This is a genomic window from Fimbriimonadaceae bacterium (assembly GCA_023957775.1).
GTDB lineage: Bacteria > Armatimonadota > Fimbriimonadia > Fimbriimonadales > Fimbriimonadaceae > JAMLGR01.
Genome location: JAMLGR010000008.1, coordinates 43,824 through 59,611, shown reverse-complemented (window position 1 = coordinate 59,611; position 15,788 = coordinate 43,824). Strand labels below are relative to the sequence as shown.

General features: G+C 66.8%; 12 protein-coding genes. 8 read left to right on the top strand and 4 right to left on the bottom strand.

From position 1 onward, the window contains the following. The first annotated feature begins 6 nt into the window (after positions 1-6). Genes M9921_08440 through M9921_08430 form a run of 3 tightly spaced genes read left to right on the top strand, consistent with a single transcriptional unit; the run spans position 7 to position 3,148 of the window. Entirely contained in the window at positions 7-1,263 is a 1,257-nt protein-coding gene (locus tag M9921_08440; GenBank protein ID MCO5296871.1) for an aspartate aminotransferase family protein, read from the top strand. A 56-nt stretch (positions 1,264-1,319) separates the two neighbouring features. Next, the gene (locus M9921_08435) at positions 1,320-2,078 is read left to right on the top strand and encodes an alpha/beta hydrolase (GenBank protein ID MCO5296870.1); all 759 of its coding nucleotides are present in this window, start codon (positions 1,320-1,322) and stop codon (positions 2,076-2,078) included. Then, positions 2,075-3,148 carry an aminotransferase class I/II-fold pyridoxal phosphate-dependent enzyme gene (locus tag M9921_08430; GenBank protein MCO5296869.1) on the top strand — a complete coding sequence of 358 codons (1,074 nt, stop codon included), beginning with the start codon at positions 2,075-2,077 and terminating at the stop codon, positions 3,146-3,148. Before M9921_08435 ends, M9921_08430 begins: the two co-directional genes overlap by 4 nt. Positions 3,149-3,201: 53 nt before the next feature. Here M9921_08430 and M9921_08425 read toward each other — a convergent pair whose 3' ends face one another. Both M9921_08425 and M9921_08420 read right to left on the bottom strand, forming a co-directional pair. Next, the gene (locus M9921_08425; GenBank protein ID MCO5296868.1) at positions 3,202-4,416 is read right to left on the bottom strand and encodes a 2-oxo acid dehydrogenase subunit E2; all 1,215 of its coding nucleotides are present in this window, start codon (positions 4,414-4,416) and stop codon (positions 3,202-3,204) included. 138 nt (positions 4,417-4,554) lie between these two features. Further along, positions 4,555-5,571 carry an ROK family protein gene (locus M9921_08420; GenBank protein ID MCO5296867.1) on the bottom strand — a complete coding sequence of 339 codons (1,017 nt, stop codon included), beginning with the start codon at positions 5,569-5,571 and terminating at the stop codon, positions 4,555-4,557. A gap of 165 nt (positions 5,572-5,736) precedes the next feature. On the opposite strand from M9921_08420, the gene M9921_08415 reads away from it, so the two are divergent. The 4 genes from M9921_08415 (at position 5,737) to holA (ending at position 11,038) form a co-directional block, all read left to right on the top strand. After that, positions 5,737-6,708: a MoxR family ATPase gene (locus tag M9921_08415; GenBank protein MCO5296866.1), complete on the top strand. Its 972-nt coding sequence runs from the start codon at positions 5,737-5,739 to the stop codon at positions 6,706-6,708. A gap of 4 nt (positions 6,709-6,712) precedes the next feature. Beyond that, positions 6,713-7,909, top strand: a complete 1,197-nt coding sequence (locus M9921_08410) for a DUF58 domain-containing protein (GenBank protein MCO5296865.1) — start codon at positions 6,713-6,715, stop codon at positions 7,907-7,909. Further along, a complete protein-coding gene (locus tag M9921_08405) occupies positions 7,906-9,942 on the top strand; it encodes a DUF3488 and transglutaminase-like domain-containing protein (protein MCO5296864.1) in 2,037 nt (678 codons plus the stop codon). Before M9921_08410 ends, M9921_08405 begins: the two co-directional genes overlap by 4 nt. A 70-nt stretch (positions 9,943-10,012) precedes the next feature. Next, entirely contained in the window at positions 10,013-11,038 is a 1,026-nt protein-coding gene (gene holA / locus M9921_08400; protein MCO5296863.1) for a DNA polymerase III subunit delta, read from the top strand. A gap of 15 nt (positions 11,039-11,053) precedes the next feature. Here the strand turns inward: holA and rplI are convergent, their stop codons facing one another. After that, positions 11,054-11,620 carry a 50S ribosomal protein L9 gene (gene rplI / locus M9921_08395; GenBank protein ID MCO5296862.1) on the bottom strand — a complete coding sequence of 189 codons (567 nt, stop codon included), beginning with the start codon at positions 11,618-11,620 and terminating at the stop codon, positions 11,054-11,056. Between the two features lie 11 nt (positions 11,621-11,631). Beyond that, positions 11,632-13,032, bottom strand: a complete 1,401-nt coding sequence (locus M9921_08390; GenBank protein MCO5296861.1) for an MlaD family protein — start codon at positions 13,030-13,032, stop codon at positions 11,632-11,634. A gap of 292 nt (positions 13,033-13,324) precedes the next feature. Between M9921_08390 and M9921_08385 the strand changes: the two genes are divergently transcribed. Continuing rightward, entirely contained in the window at positions 13,325-15,784 is a 2,460-nt protein-coding gene (locus tag M9921_08385) for an ATP-dependent Clp protease ATP-binding subunit (GenBank protein ID MCO5296860.1), read from the top strand. Positions 15,785-15,788 lie beyond the last annotated feature (4 nt).

Sequence of the window (15,788 nt, the reverse complement as noted above, 5' to 3'; positions counted from 1 at the left end):
GGAAAAATGGACGGAGATGCCCTGTTTGCCGAGGTCGTCGAGAAGTACGCCGAATACGTCAACCCATCGCTCGCCCGCCTGCTTTCCTTTGCGGGATTCGGAGTCGAAACGCGCGCCGAAGGGTGCTACCTGTACGACCAGGACGACCGCGCCATCCTGGACTGCCTGGGCGGATACGGGGTGTTCTCGTTGGGCCACCGCCATCCCCGCGTGGTGGAAGCGGTCAAGGCCCAACTCGACCGCATGCCCCTGAGTGGAAAGGCCTTCTTCAGCAAGCCGCAGGCCGATCTCGCCGAGAAGCTCGCCGCCATCACGCCGGGCGACCTGCAGTTCACGTTCTTCTGCAACTCCGGTGCGGAGGCGGTCGAGGGCGCCCTCAAATTCGCCAAAGGGGCCACCGGCAGGCCGAAGATCGTCAGCACGTTCGGCGGGTTCCACGGCAAGACGCTCGGCGCGCTCTCGACCACCGGCAAGAAGAAGTACCGCGAGCCGTTCGAACCGTTGCTCCCCGGGGTCGAGTTCGTCCCCTACGGCGACGGCCCGGCGATGGCAAACGCGGTCGATGGCCAAACCGCCGCGGTGATCGTCGAGCCTCTTCAGGGCGAGGGCGGCATCGTGGTCCCTCCGGACGGCTACCTCAAGGAGGTGCGCGACGCGTGCACCGCGCAGGGCGCCCTGATGATCGCGGACGAGGTGCAGACGGGGCTCGGGCGCACCGGCCGCATGTTCGGATGCGACTGGGACGGCGTCGCGCCCGACCTGATGACGCTGGCCAAGGCGCTCGGGGGCGGGGTCATGCCCATCGGCGCCGTGATCGGAACGGCCGCAGTCTGGGAGGCGATCTACGGAGACAAACCCCTGTCCCACACCAGCACGTTCGGCGGCAACCCGATGGCGTGTGCGGCCGCGCTCGCCGGGATCGAGGTTCTTGAAACCGAAGGGCTCCTGGCCAACGCCGAGGCCATGGGCTCGCTCCTCCGCGCGGAGCTGGCCAACGTGCGGGCCGCGCATCCCGACCTCCTCTGCGACGTCCGTGGACGCGGGTTGATGATCGGAGTGGAGTTCACACAAGACGAGGTGGGCGAGCTCGTGGTCGCCCAGATGCTCAAGCGGGGGCTCTGCGCGGCGTACACGCTGAACAATCCGCGCGTGATGCGGTTCGAGCCGCCGTTGATCATCGACGAGGCGCAGGTGCGGTTTGCGGCATCGACCTTCGGGGAGGCCCTCGCCGAAACCGCGGAGATGCTCGCGGCATTCGCCTGAGGCTCCTTCCATGGAACGTCGCTTGGGAGCCTGCGAATAGGCTACAATGCACTCCCGTGCAGGTCCTTCTCGACCACATCTACGCCAGCCCCGAGGGGATTCCTCTGCACGTCGACCTCTTTCGACCGGATCGCGACGAGCCCGCCCCGATCGTGCTCTGCATCCATGGAGGCGGCTGGATCAGCGGCGAGCGGACCGACATGCGCCCGGAGGCCCAGTGGCTCGCCCAAAACGGATTCGCCGCGGCGTGCCCCTCGTACAGATTGGCGCCGCTGCACCCCGCGCCCGCCGCGATCGAAGACGTCCGCGCATGTGTGGATCACCTTCGGAAGGAGGCTCCCCGGCTGGGCTTTCGGGGCGATCGGATCGGAGCGTGGGGGGTCAGCGCGGGGGGTCACCTCGCCGCCATGCTGGGGGTCGTGAACGGAAGCGGGTTTGCACCCGTCCAAGCAGTGGTCGATGTGTGCGGCCTGACCGACCTGACCCGTCCGCGCGAGCAGCACCACGAGATCAGTTGGAGTTTTCTCGATCAGTTCATGGCGGTTCCCTACGAAGGCAACGAGTCGCGCTTTGAGGAGGCGAGCCCCCTGCACTGCGTCCAGCCGAACCCGCCTCCCTTCCTGATCTTCCACGGCGTCGACGACGACGTCGTCGCCATCGCACAGAGCGACGCGTTCGCCCGGAAACTCGGCGAGGCGGGGGCCCAAGTGGAATACCATCGACTGGACGGCGAGTTACACGCCTTCACGGAAGCCGCCCAGACGGCGGCGCGCGGCCAGATCCTACGATTCTTCAGCGAGAAACTCATCCCATGACCGCCGAACGCAGCTTCCCCAACGAGCTTAGAGACACCGTCGACCTTCGCAGCGACACGGTGACCCGGCCGACGCAGGAGATGTTCGAAGCGATGCGAAACGCACCGCTCGGGGACGACGTGCTGGGGGACGACCCGACCGTCATGCGTCTCGAGGAGCTGGCCGCCGACATCAGCGGGAAGGAGGAGGCGCTCTTCGTCCCGAGCGGCACGATGGGAAACCAGATCGCCGTCGCGGCCCATTGCCAGCGCGGCGATGCGATCCTCATCGAGGAAGAGGCTCACGTGCTCTACTACGAGGTCGGAGCCCCCGCCGTGATCGCTGGAGTCGTGACCTTCACGCTTCCCTCGCGGCTGGGCGTCATGGATCCGGAGCAGATCGAACGCCGCATCACGCAGCGCTCGCTCCATACGCCGGGCACCACCTTGCTGTGTTTGGAGAACACGCACAACCGCGCCGGGGGGACCGTGGTGCCGATGGAGGCGATGACCGCCTACCGCGAAATCGCGGACCGTCACGGGATGCGGGTGCACCTCGACGGCGCGCGGGTGTTCAACGCCGCCGCCGCGCTGAACGTCTCCATGCGGGACATCGCGGACCAGGTGGACACGCTTAGCTTTTGCCTCAGCAAGGGCCTGCGTTCGCCCGTGGGCTCCGTACTGTGCGGATCGCGGCCGTTCATCGAGCAGGCCCGCCTGTGGCGAAAGCGGTTGGGAGGCGGGATGCGCCAGGCGGGCATCCTTGCCGCGTGCGGCATCGTCAGCCTGACCAAGATGGTCGACCGGCTCGTGGAAGACCACGCCCGGGCGCGCAAGCTCGCCAACTCGCTCGAGCGCATCCCCTGGTTGCGCGTCGACCACGACCGCGTGCAGACCAACATGGTCCTCGTGGAGGTGCCGGGGTCGGCCGCGGAGTGGATGGCGCGTTTGAAAGAGCACAACGTGCTGGTGCTGCCCCCCGCTCCAAACCGCCTTCGCCTCGTGCTGCACGCCGACATCGACGACGCCAAGCTTGCGATCGCGGTTGAGGCGTTCGAAGCCGTGGCCCACGAAATGTCCGCCTCGGTTTAGTGCGAGCACGCCCGATGAACGGGCGTGGCACCCAGAACCGGCCCGGCGCCGGCCTATGAAAGCAGGCGCGTGGGGTTCTCGAGGAGTTCCCCGACCACGTTGATGAACTTCGCGCCGACCGCGCCGTCCACCACGCGGTGGTCGAACGAGGCGGAGAGGTTCATGCGGTGGCGGATCTCCAGCTCGTCTTCGGCGTCTTCCACCACGACGACCTTGCGCCTCGTCGTGCTCACCGCGAGGATCGCGGCGTTCGGCTCGTTGATGATCGCCGTGAAGTTGTCCACGTTCAACATGCCCATGTTCGAGATGCTGAACGTGCTGCCGGACACCTCTTCGGGTGCGAGACGGTTCTCCTTTGCCTTCGTGACGAGCGCGCGGATCGCCGCGGAGAGCTCCCGCAATCCCATCGTGTGCGCGTTGCGCACCACCGGGACCGTCAACCCCTCATCGATCGCCGCCGCGATGCCCAGGTGCACCGCGCCGTACTGCAGGACCGAATCGCCCTGAAACGTCGCGTTCACGACGGGCATCTCCTGAAGCGCCAGCACGCAGGCCCGCGCCACGAAGTCGTTGATCGAGACCTTGCCCGCGCCCTCCTCTTCGAACTGCTCCTTGAGCTGGAGGATCTTCTCGACGTCCACCTCGAGGGTCACGTAGAAGTGCGGCACATGCTGTTTGGAGTGCGCGGTCCGCTCCGCGGTGATGCGGCGCAGACGGCCCAGCTTCACGGACGTGTCTTCGGCGGCGGGGTGCACGATCGCGCTCTCCCCCTGCTCGGCCGCGGCGCGGACGTCCTTCTCGACGATGCGCCCCCCGGGGCCGGTCCCTGAAACGCGCTCCAGCACGACGCCGAGATCCTTCGCGATCCTGCGGGCGAGCGGACTCGACTTGACGCGGCCTTCGCTCGATCCGTTGGCGGCGGGGGCCTCTGTTCGAGCTTCGGGCTCGGGCTCCGGCTTAGCGCCGACCTTGGCCGGTTCGGGTTCTCGCGCCTCGCCCTTCGAGCCGCCCCATCCCTCCGGAAGTTTCTCGCCGTCCTTCAAGAGGGCGCCGATGGGTTGTCCGACCGGCACGGTGTCCCCGGCGCCGATGAGCAAGCCGGCAAGCGTGCCGCTTCCCGGGGCCTCGAGTTCGAGGGTGGCCTTGTCGGTTTGGATCGTTCCGATCACGTCCCCGCTCTTGACCTTGTCGCCCTCCTTCTTCAGCCACTCCAGAAGGGTGCCTTCCTCCATTCCGTCGCCCATCTTGGGCATGATCACTTCCGTCATTCGTGCGCCACGCTCCTCACAGCAGAACAGGTTACCCGCCGTCTTCAGACTCCGAGGGAGCCTCCTCGAAGACGTACACGTAGAGGGTGCGTCCGCCCTCGATCTCCATCTCCTCGCGCCGCATCGTGAGGGAATCGCTCATGGCCGGACCCCCATCGCAAGCACCGCGCCGCCAAGCAGGCCCGCATCGTCGATCTGCTCGGCGACCTGGATCGTCGCATCGGCGAACAACGACGGGATCGCCACGTTGCGCGCGGAGGCGATCGCCGGCCCCAAGAGCGGCTCCCCCACGTTCGCAACCTGGCCCCCGAGCGCCACGACGTCCGGCGCGAAAACGTTGATGCACGTCCCGATTCCACCCCCCAGATATGCGCCGACCTCCGCCCACACCTCCAGGGCAAGCGCATCGCCCGCATGGGCGGCGTCCGCCAGCACGAGCGGAGTCACCTTCGACCAGTCCCCACCAACCGCCTCGCGCACGGAGGAGGCCCGGCCGCGCTTGAGTCGATGGACGGCCCGCGCGACGATGGCGTCGCGCTGGCAGTAGGCCTCCAGCGCCCCGTACGTGCCGGCGTTGCAGTCCAGGCCCCCGTGCTGCACGAGGATGTGTCCCAGTTCGGCTCCGCCCTTGTTCCCCCCCACGAGGAGGAGCGGCTCGCGGGCGTCGCCGACGACGGCTTCGGGAGCCAATACGACTCCCCCGCCGATGCCCGTTCCCAGGGTCAGCATCACGAGGCATCGCGCCGTGCCCCTCCCCGTGCCGAAACGGTACTCGGCCAGGGCCGCGAGGTTCGCATCGTTGTCCATGCGGACCGGCACGCCGAGGGCCTTCTCGAGGGGCTCCTTCACCTGGACGTCCGTCCAGTTCTCAAACACGCCGTCCACGGTGTGGCCGAAGTTGGGCGCCCAGCGCACCAACCCGCGGGCGTCGTCGATGTGCCCGGGAATCGCCATGCCGATGGCCTCGACGGGTCCGGCAGCACCCTTGAGCGCCGCTTGGGCCGCCCGCTCCACGGCCTCGAGGGTGGCGGAGACCCCGTCCTGGGCGCGCGAAGGGTGGGAGACCCTCTCGCCCGCCGGCGAACCGTCGTCCCAGTAGGCTCGCGCCCGCACGTTCGTTCCTCCGAGATCGATGCCGACTACACACTTACCCACGCGGGGAGTTTAGCTCCAGAACTCCTTGCGCGAACGATGCAGTCTACGTATCCACTAGCGCGCGTTTTGCGTCAAAGTCCCATGGCGCAAAACGCGGGCACGCAGTTTGAACGTAGGTTAGTCTAAGGTGCGGCGCGAGACCGCCGGGGAAGGTGGCGATTGGATTTGGAGGAAAAGGGAGTGCAGGCGGCGTCGATTGCGGATCAGGCGCATCGGATCGTCGATGAGATCGAACATGTGATCGTCGGCAAGCGCTCCACGGTGGAGCAGGCGGTCCTGACCCTGCTGTGCGACGGCCACCTGCTCATCGAGGACATTCCGGGCGTGGGCAAGACCACGCTCGCCAAGGCGATCGCCCGGGTCATCGGCGGGGAGTTTCGACGCGTGCAGTTCACGCCGGACCTCCTTCCGGCCGATGTGACCGGCTCGAGCGTCTACAACCAGCAGACGTCCCAGTTCGAGTTTCGTCCGGGGCCGATCTTCGGCAACGTCGTGCTCGTCGACGAAATCAACCGCGCGACCCCCAAGACTCAGTCGTCGCTGCTCGAGGCGATGGAGGAGCGCCAGGTGACGACCGACGGAGTCACGCGCCCGCTCCCAGAGCCCTTCTTCGTCATCGCCACGCAGAACACCGTCGAGATGGCCGGCACGTACCCCTTGCCTGAAGCGCAGCTCGACCGGTTCTTCGCACGGGTGTCACTCGGCTATCCGTCGAAGGACGACGAGACGGCGATCCTCGATTCGCAGCAGCGCGCCCACCCCCTCGACACGGTCGGCCAACTGATGAACCCCCAGACCATGATCGCCATCCAGGCGGCGGTCCGCACCGTGTTCGTGCACGAGGCCATCCGCGAGTTCATCGTCGACATCGTCCGGGCCACGCGCACGAGCAACCAGCTTCTGATGGGCGCGTCCCCCCGAGGCTCCCTCTACGTGATGCGCGCCGCGCAGGCGAGTGCAGCGATGGACGGCTGCGACTACGTGCGGCCGGACGACGTCCAGCGCGTGGCGCCCCTCGTGCTTGGCCACCGCGTGATCGCCCGCTCGGACTCCCGGGCCCACGGCCTCGAGTCGGCCGAGATCATCTCCAAGATCGTCGCGACGGTCCCCGCGCCCGTCCCCGCTCCCATCGCATGACCTCATGGGACACATCGCCGGCATCGCTCTGACCACGGCCGCCATGTTCTTGGTGGTGGTGGCGGTGATGCTCAACAACCCGGCGCTCTTCTACATGAGCACGGCGATGATCGCCACGATCGGCGCGTCGCGCATCCAAGCGTGGCTCTCGGTGCGCGGGCTTCGGTTCGAACGGACCGCCCCGGAGATCGTGAGCGTTGGCGAGTTGGTCACCATCGAGATCACCGTTTGGAGCGACCGTCGCATTCGCCGGCCGCTGGTGACCGTGATGGACAACCTCCCCTCGCGCATCGCACCGACGGACCTGAGCCCGAGCATGCCGATCGCCCCCGCCTACGATATTCCCGTTCGCACCCAGTACCGGTTTCGACCGCTGCGCCGCGGCGTGTACCGATGGAGCGGCCTGCGCGTCGCGGGAACGGACGCGCTGGGGCTCGTGACGCTCGAAAAGGCGTACCAGACCCCGCCGGTGGAGATGATGGTGCTCCCCGTCCCGGTGCCCGTCTCCGTCGAACTGCCCGCCGCCGCGGCGTGGGGACTCGCCGCCACCGAAGGCAACCGCGGCAAGGGCCACGGCATGGAACCGCGTGGAACCCGCGAATACGTTCCCGGCGATCCGCTTCGCCACGTGCACTGGCGCTCCAGCGCCCGATCGGGGACGCTGCTCGTGAAGGAGTTCGAGGCGGGCATTCAGGCCGTCTACGCGCTTCTGCTTCAGCGCACACGCGGCTCGGAGATCGGGCACGGCGCGCACACGACCCTCGAGCTCATGTGCGGCCACAGCGCGTACCTGGCCGACCAACTGGTCCGCGCGGGCGCAACCGTCGAACTCCCCGGACTTGAAACGGCCAGGCCGTCCTCCGCCGAAGGCTCGAGACACCAGGAGATCCTGCAGGCGCTGGCCGGCGCGGAGGCCGACCAGGACCGCACCCTCGGCCAGGAGCTGCAGGCGCAGCTCCCATCGATCACGCCGGGCGCAACCCTCTTGCTCCTGGTCGCGTTGGAGGAAGCCGATCTGCCCGACGCCGTGCGGGCCGCTTCGGCGACCGGGGCCCAGGTCGTCGCCTTGGTCTACGACGCCGACGCATTCCGCAAGAGACGGCCGGGCGGCGCTTCAGCCGCCAGCGGCACGTTCGTCCACGCGCTTCATCAGGCGGGCGCCACCGTCGTCCACATGCCTGCGGAGGGCCTGAGGTCGTGAGAGGACCGCGCCTCGTCCGAAAGATCGAGCGCCTCGGCTGGCTCGACTTCGTGCTCGCGGGCTCGGCGGCTTCGGCCACGGTCTACTCGGCGGGCCAGGGGCTGTCCGAGCCCGCGATCGGTACGGTCCTGGTGGTGCTGGTCCTCGTTGGAACGGCGATCTCGCTCGCGATCAACCGGTTCTTCCAGATCGAGAAGCTCGGGCCGTTCGCCGCGCTGCCCTACGCGGCCAGCCTGATCGCCGCGACGTTCTTCGCTCCGGAGCTCAACCGCTTCCTGCCGGGTGAAGGCTTCCCTCTCGAACTGATGCTCGGCGGGGTCCTCTGCTGGATGATCGTGGCGGGGAGCTTCACGGCGTGGCGCGACGGCACCCTCCTTTTCCAGGTCGTGCCGGGCATCGCGATGTTCGGCATGGTGGGCACGTGGGACACGTTCAAAGAGGCGCCCGTCGCCTTCTTCGGATTCCTTCTGTGCGTGGCGGCCCTGTTCGCCCGCGCCCACGGGCGTGCGATGCTGGAGCAGGCCTCGGCCGCAGGCTTCTTCGAGGAGGGAGTCGGCATCGACGAGCGGTCGATGCGCCGCATCCAAGCGGGGCCGTGGCGCTGGATGGCCGGACCCGAGTGGGCTTTGGCGTCCGCGGCGGTCGTGGTGCTGGTGAGTCTGCTCGGCGCCCCCATCCTGCAGGAGTCGGTCAAGGGCGTCTCGACGATTGTGAACCTGAGCGTGCCCCGGCCCAAGAACGCGGCCAACCCGAGCAACTTCCGCACGTCCCGGGCGGGGACCGTGGAGGTCGGCCGCGGACCGCTGGCGCTCAATGCCGACGTCGTCCTTCGGGCCAGGCTCGACCAGCAACGCTATCTCCGGAGCGAGATCTTCGACACCTACGCGGGACGGGGTTGGTCGGCGACGCCCCGCCCGTTCGAATCGGGAGCTTCGCGCGCCGTGGCCGACATCGCCCAGCCCAAGAGGATCCGATTTGGCATCGAGTTGGTCTCCGGCTCGCACGTGGACGTTCCCGTGCCCGGAGTGGTGACCTCGATTTCAGGGATGCGCCGCGCCCGGATCCGGGCGGACGGCACCGTGGAACTCGAACGCCCCGTCTCCATGACGCCCGAACTCGTCGGGCGGGCGATCGTGCCCGCGAACGAAGGTGCCGTGCCGCCCAACGCGCGCGCCGGACTTCCGAGCGAGGAGTTTGGCGGGTCCTACCTCGCGATCGGAAACGTACCATCCGCGGTATTCGAGTTCGCCCAGGAGACCGTCGCCGGCAAGAGTTCCGACTACGAGAAGGCGCAGGCCATCAAGAAGATGCTCGAAGAGCGGTGCGTGTACAACCTGAACGCTCCCGCCCTGCCACCCGACGTCGACGCGGTCAGCGCCTTCCTGTTCGACCAACCCGAGGGGTACTGCGATCTTTTTGCCAGCGCGATGGCGGTGCTCGCCCGCTGCGCGGGCATCCCGTCTCGGTACGTCGTGGGCTACTACCCGTTTGGCGAGACCGTGGACGAGGAAGGCCGGTACAACGTGCGTGAATCGGATGCCCACGCTTGGGCCGAGCTTTACTTCGAGGGCGTGGGCTGGATTCCGTTCGACGCCACGGAGGGCGCCCGCGTCGCAGAAGGCTCCGAACGGGGCGGCGCCGTCGCGGCGCCGTGGTTCGAAACGCCGCTCGGCATCGGCGCCCTGATCGCGGCGGCGGGGGGTCTTGGGTTCGGCGTCTGGCGTCTGCGCGGCCGCGCGGGGGCGGCCCTCCGGCCATCCCGTGAAGACGCCCGCCTCGCCTACCGCACGTTCCTGCACGGCATCGAACGGGCAACGGGCAAGCCCCGCGACCCTTCGCAAACGCCACGGGACTATCTCGAGGGCCTTACCGGACGTCTGGGTTCGCAAACAGAGACGGCGCTCGCGCTCAACGAGCGCCTCGAAGCGGCCCTCTTCGCACGCGAAGAGCCCTCGGCCGAGGCCGTCCGCGCGCTCGATGCCGACGTCCGAGCGTTTCGCACGGTCCTCAAGGGCGCCGTTCCTGCGGCATAATCGGACAACTCGTTTCCGAGGCTGCAGACCGATCGACATCGACACTTCCAAAGCACTCGACCACTCGGTCGTGCTCCTTTCCGGCACCGAAGACGGGCTGCGCATCCGCGGCCTGCACGCGCTGTTGCGCGCGGCCGAGCCCGAGGAGCCCTTGGAGCTCGAACAATTCGAGGGGGGCCAGCGATCCGCCGACGAGTGGCTGGCCGCGGCCGGAACCGTCCCCTTCCTGAGCGATCGGCGCGCGGTGGTGGTCCGGCACCTCTTGCGCTCGGGCACCGCCGAAGAGGCGATGTCCGATGCACACTCCCGCCTCGCGGCCCTTCCACCCACCTCCCTTCTCGTGCTCGTCGCGGACGAGGAGGGGGGCGACGACCGTCGGAACGCCCGTCTCAGGGCGTCTTGGGAGAAGGCGGTCCGGGCGGCCAACGGGTACGTCGAAGACTTCAAGGTCAATCCCAAGAGCCTGCGCGCCTTGCTCAAAAAAGAGGTCGAGGCGCGCGGCAAGAAGATCAGCGACCGGGCGATCGACACGTTGCTCGAGATGACCGGCGACAGTTCGAGCCGCGCGATCGAGGAGCTGGACAAGGCGATCCTGTTCGCGGGGGACGAGGAGTCCGTGCGCGAGGCCGACATCCAGGCCGTGACCATCCCCTCGAGGGAGTGGAACGTGTACAAGATGGTGGACGCGGCGCTGGCGGGCCGGGTGGGACCCGCCATGCACCAGTTGCGCGTGCTCGTGGGAAGCCAAGCCAAGGCGGAGGGCGCGGCGTTCCAGTTCGTGCTCCCGACCCTATCGCGGCAACTGCGACTGGCCTGGCAAGCGCGCCTGTGCGTCGACTCGGGCACCTCGCCTTCGAACGCGCCCGACGCCGTGACGCGCCTCTTTCCCGCCATGCCGAATCTTCAGAAGATGGCGCCCTGGTCCCAAGACCAGGCGATGCGTTTCGGCCGCCGCCTCTCCCTCGATCAGTTGCGGGAGATGCTGCAGGTCGTTTCGGACGCCGACGCGCGCCTCAAGGGTCTCCTCCCCGGCTTCTCCTCGATGGAGACGCTGGAGCGGATGTTGTTGGAGTTGGTTCGGGCGGCGAGCCGGTAGGCGGCTCGCGCTCCCTCAGCTCTCGTCGGCCGTGACGGGCGCTTCGGCAACCGTCTCGGCCACCGCCTCCGCGACCGGGGCCTCCTCCGGTTCTTCGACGACCGGCGCCTCTTCCTCGGCCTTCACCTCGGCTTCGGGGTTGAAGACCTCGAGCGACACGTGCGTTTCAAGCTGGCGGTGTAGGTCCACGTCGATCGTGTACTTGCCCAGCTGCTTGATGGGTGCGAGGAGGCCGACCTGCTTGCGATCGACGGTCACGCCGAGCTGTGCGGCCAGGGCGTCGGCGATGTCCTGGGACGTGACGGCGCCGAAAAGTCGCGTGTTCTCGCCGGCGACCTTGCCCTCGAGGCGAATGCCCTTGCCGTGCAGCATGTCGTGCATGGTCTGCGCTTCGGCAAGGGTCTCGGCATCGCGCGCGTCGAACTTCGCCTTGCGGCGCTCAAGCACCTGCATCTGGCTCTTGTCAGCGTACACCGCCATCTTGCGCGGGAACAGATAGTTGCGCGCGAATCCGTCGGCCACGTTCACCACGTGGCCTTCCTTGCCGACTTTCGGCACGGTCTGAGTTAAGATCACCTTCATCGAAATCCCTCTTATTTCCGGATGCCGATCCCGATGATGGGCGCGTTGTCGTTCAGCAGCCGATCCACGCCGAACCAACCCACCAGGCCGTTTCCGAATTCATAGCGTCCGCGAAGGTCGAAGCGAGGGTTGTTGATATCGAACCAATCCCCCCGCAGCGAGAACCGCGGCGCGACTTGAAAGTCTACCCCAACGCCCGGCTTGCTGGCGTAGATGCCGTAGCGGTATTCGCTCCCGTTCCCGAAGGCCTTTCCAAGCTGCAGATTCACCTTGTTCCCCTCGAACGCGTCGTACAGTCCGAAGTGGAGCGTCGAGTCGCCCAGGGGCTTGCCGAGTGCCATGTTGACGTCGGTCCGCCACCGGGCGTCGCGCGTTTCCCGCAAGAGGTCCATGCTCACGTCGATGGGCTTGACGGAGACGTCCGGCACCTTGTCGAAGAACTCTTGAAGGCGTTTGAGCACCTTGCTCGCCTCGTCCGCCAGCGCGGAGGCCTTGTCGGCGATCTCCACCGCCTTCTCGCTCACCACGATGCCGTTCTTGGTCATCACCTCGGTGTTCTCGACGATCCTCGTGCCGGTCTCGCTCATCTTCTCGACGTTGGCCATGGTCGCCTTCATCGGATTGCGAAGCTCGGGATCGGTGACCATCGCGTTGATCTCGGAAACCAGGTCGTCGGTCTTCTTGCTCGTGCTCTCCAAGTTGGCGACAATCGTCCGCAACTGCCCCTGCATCTGCTCGTCGGTCGCCAGTTTGGCCAGCATCTCCGTGCTCTTGCGGACGTCCGCCATGGCGCGGGCGGCATCGTTCATCGCGGCTTGGATCGTCCCTCGGTTGTCGGCGAGCAGCCCCTGCGTCTCCCTGGCGATCGCGCCGAATTCGGCGAGGGTCTTGTTGCCGCTCTCCAGGAGCGCGACCAGGGAGTCCTTCAATTCGCGGTCCTCCATCAACTTCCGCGTGGCTGCCAACGTCGCGTTCAGCTCGCGGATCGTCTCCTTGCTGTCGGGCAGCAGTCCCTCGAGGGCCGACGGGCGGACGCCCGCGAGCACCGCGCCCGGGAACAGCCGCCCCTCCACTCGCTCGGGCGGGATGAGGAGCACGGGATTGTCGCCGAACCCGATCAGCGACGTCGGGAGCTGGGCCGTGGTTCCTTCGGGCAGCACCGTGCCTTTGGCCAAGCTCAGCGCCACGCGCGCGAGCGCAGGGCCCTCGAGGCTCACCGACTCCACCTCGCCCACGCGCACGCCGGCCAAGAGCACGCGCGTGCCCGGCGTCACCCCTCCCGCGTCCTTGAACTCCGCGTAGTAAACCTCCGACTCCTTGGCGAACAGACTCTTGCCGAGCAAGGCATAGGCGCCGAACAGGAGGCCCACGAACACCACGACCAGGAACCCGACTTTGGCGGCGGCTTGCATGGGTGTAGTTTAGCGGAGATGGCCGGACAAGGCGATCCAGCAGACTTTCGACCCTCTCGGAGCCCGCGGCAACGCCCGACAATCAGGGCACCCGGCAATCGTCGCAGGGTACTCTGACTTGAACCTGAAGCCTAGTCGAAACGGTGCGCGTCTGATCCTTGAAGGACGCGCCGGGACCCCCCGGCGTAGAACCTTATGAGGATCGGCGCGGTCCAACGAACAGGGCCGCAGGTTCGGCCAAGGCGAGTATCGAGTTATGTGGCAACGATTTACAGAGCGCGCAAGAAAGGTTGTGTTCTACGCCCAAGAAGAGGCGCAGAAATTCGGCGAAGGCTACGTGTCGACCGAGCATCTTCTCCTGGGTCTGGTCCGCGAGTCGGACTCCGTTGCCGCACGCGTGCTCGAGAAGCTCGGTGTGAGTTTGAACAAGATACGGGCGGAGGTCGAAAAGCAGCTCCCGAGGGGGGATGCCCGGCCGAGTCAGGATATGACCCTGACCCCGCGGGCCAAGAGAGTCATTGACCTGGCCTACGACGAGGCGCGCAATCTCAACAACAACTACATCGGAACCGAGCATCTCCTGCTCGGACTGATCCGCGAAGGCGACGGCCTTGCGGGTCGCGTGCTCGCCAAGCTTGGTGTGGAGCTCGAACGCGCACGGCGCGAAGTGATGGCGCTCCAAGATACGGAGACGCAATCGAAGCCCGGCGGGCGAAGCTCCAGCCATGGCGCCGCAACGAAAACGCAGACCCTGGACGAATTTGGACGGGACCTGACCGAGCTGGCACGAGACGGGAAGCTCGATCCGGTCGTCGGACGGCACAACGAGATCGAGCGTGTGATGCAGATCCTGTGCCGCCGCACGAAGAACAATCCGTGCCTCGTGGGCGACCCCGGCGTCGGCAAGACCGCGATCGCCGAGGGCCTGGCCCTCAAGATCATCAGCGGGGACATCCCCGACCTCCTGCGGGACAAGCGCATCGTGGCGCTCGACCTTGCGGGCCTCGTCGCCGGCACCAAGTATCGGGGCGAGTTCGAGGAGCGGATGAAGAAGGTGATGGAGGAGGTTCGCAAGGCCGAGGGCCAAGTGATCCTCTTCATCGACGAACTGCACACCTTGGTGGGCGCGGGCGCCGCAGAAGGCGCCATCGACGCTTCCAACATCATGAAGCCCGCGCTCGCGCGCGGCGAACTGCAGTGCATCGGAGCCACCACCCAGGACGAATTCCGAAAGTACATCGAGCGCGACGCCGCTCTCGAGCGCCGCTTCCAGGCCGTGAAGGTGCGCGAACCCTCCGAAGAGGAGGCGATCGACATCCTCAAAGGCCTGCGCGAGCGGTACGAGGCGCATCACCAGGTGGAGATCACCGACGATGCGATCGACTCGGCCGTCCATCTCTCGCAGCGCTACATCAGCGACCGCACCCTTCCCGACAAGGCCATCGACCTCATCGACGAAGCCGCGTCCCGCGTCCGGCTGCAGCAGAGCCTGCCGCCGGCGGACGTCCGCTCGGACCGCGCAAAGCTGACCAAGCTGGATTCGGAAATCGAGCACCTGGCCAAACGCGCCACCGAGGGCGACGAGACACTCGCCGCCAAACAAGCCGAGCGCGACGCTCTCGAGGAGAGCATCGGCAAGCGCGAGGAGGCTTGGGAATCGGAGGAGCGCCCCGAACCGATCGTGAGCGATCACGAGATCGCCCAGATCGTCCAGAGCTGGACGGGCATTCCGGTCACCAAGCTCGTCGAAGCGGAATCCCAGAAGCTGCTCCGAATGGAGGAGGACCTCCACGAGCGGATCATCGGCCAGCACGACGCCGTCGTGTCCGTCTCGAGAGCCATCCGCCGCGCCCGCAGCGGCCTCAAGGATCCGAAGCGGCCGATGGGCTCGTTCATCTTCCTCGGCCCGACAGGCGTCGGCAAGACCGAACTTGCGAAGGCCCTCGCCGCGTACCTCTACGAAAAGGAATCGAACATCGTCCGCATCGACATGTCGGAGTACATGGAGCGGTTCTCGGTCAGCCGCCTCGTGGGAGCCCCTCCCGGCTACGTGGGTTACGACGAGGGTGGACAGCTCACCGAACAGGTCCGGCGCAACCCGTACTGCGTGGTGCTTCTCGACGAGATCGAGAAAGCCCACCCGGACGTCTTCAACATCCTCCTGCAGATCATGGAGGACGGACACCTGACGGACAGCCAGGGCCGCACCGTCGACTTCCGAAACACCCTGATCATCATGACCTCCAATGTGGGCGTCCGGCCCGTCGAGGCCGACAAGGGTATGGGCTTCCGCGACGTCAAGGTCGACATCAACGACCCCAAGACGTACGAGATGATGAAGACCAAGATGCTCGAAGAGATGAAGAAGCTCTTCCGGCCCGAGTTCCTCAACCGCGTGGACGAGGTCATCGTGTTCCAGCACCTCAAGAAGGAGGAGATCCTGCGGATCGCCGACCTCTACCTCAAGCGGGTGAACGAGCAGGCCGCCAGCATGAACATCACGATTACGCTGAGCGAAGCCGTGAAGGACCTCCTCGTGGAACAGGGCTACGATCCCAACCTCGGAGCGCGCCCCCTGCGCCGCGCCGTGCAGCGGTTCATCGAAGACCCGCTCAGCGAAGAGATGCTGCTCGGGCGGTTCCATGCCGGCGACACGATCCTGGCGGACCTCGATGCGGACAAGAAGATCGTCTTCGTCAAGAAGGACCCCGACGGCGGCGGCAAGAAGCAAAAGGCGCTGGCGAATAAGTAGGCCT

Excerpts from the sequence above, each read along its gene's own strand:
- M9921_08440 (MCO5296871.1), top strand. The coding sequence starts at position 7 with ATGGACGGAGATGCCCTGTTTGCCGAGGTCGTCGAGAAGTACGCCGAA.
- M9921_08430 (MCO5296869.1), top strand. The coding sequence starts at position 2,075 with ATGACCGCCGAACGCAGCTTCCCCAACGAGCTTAGAGACACCGTCGAC.
- M9921_08425 (MCO5296868.1), bottom strand. The coding sequence starts at position 4,416 with ATGACGGAAGTGATCATGCCCAAGATGGGCGACGGAATGGAGGAAGGC.
- M9921_08410 (MCO5296865.1), top strand. The coding sequence starts at position 6,713 with ATGGGACACATCGCCGGCATCGCTCTGACCACGGCCGCCATGTTCTTG.
- rplI (MCO5296862.1), bottom strand. The coding sequence starts at position 11,620 with ATGAAGGTGATCTTAACTCAGACCGTGCCGAAAGTCGGCAAGGAAGGC.
- M9921_08390 (MCO5296861.1), bottom strand. The coding sequence starts at position 13,032 with ATGCAAGCCGCCGCCAAAGTCGGGTTCCTGGTCGTGGTGTTCGTGGGC.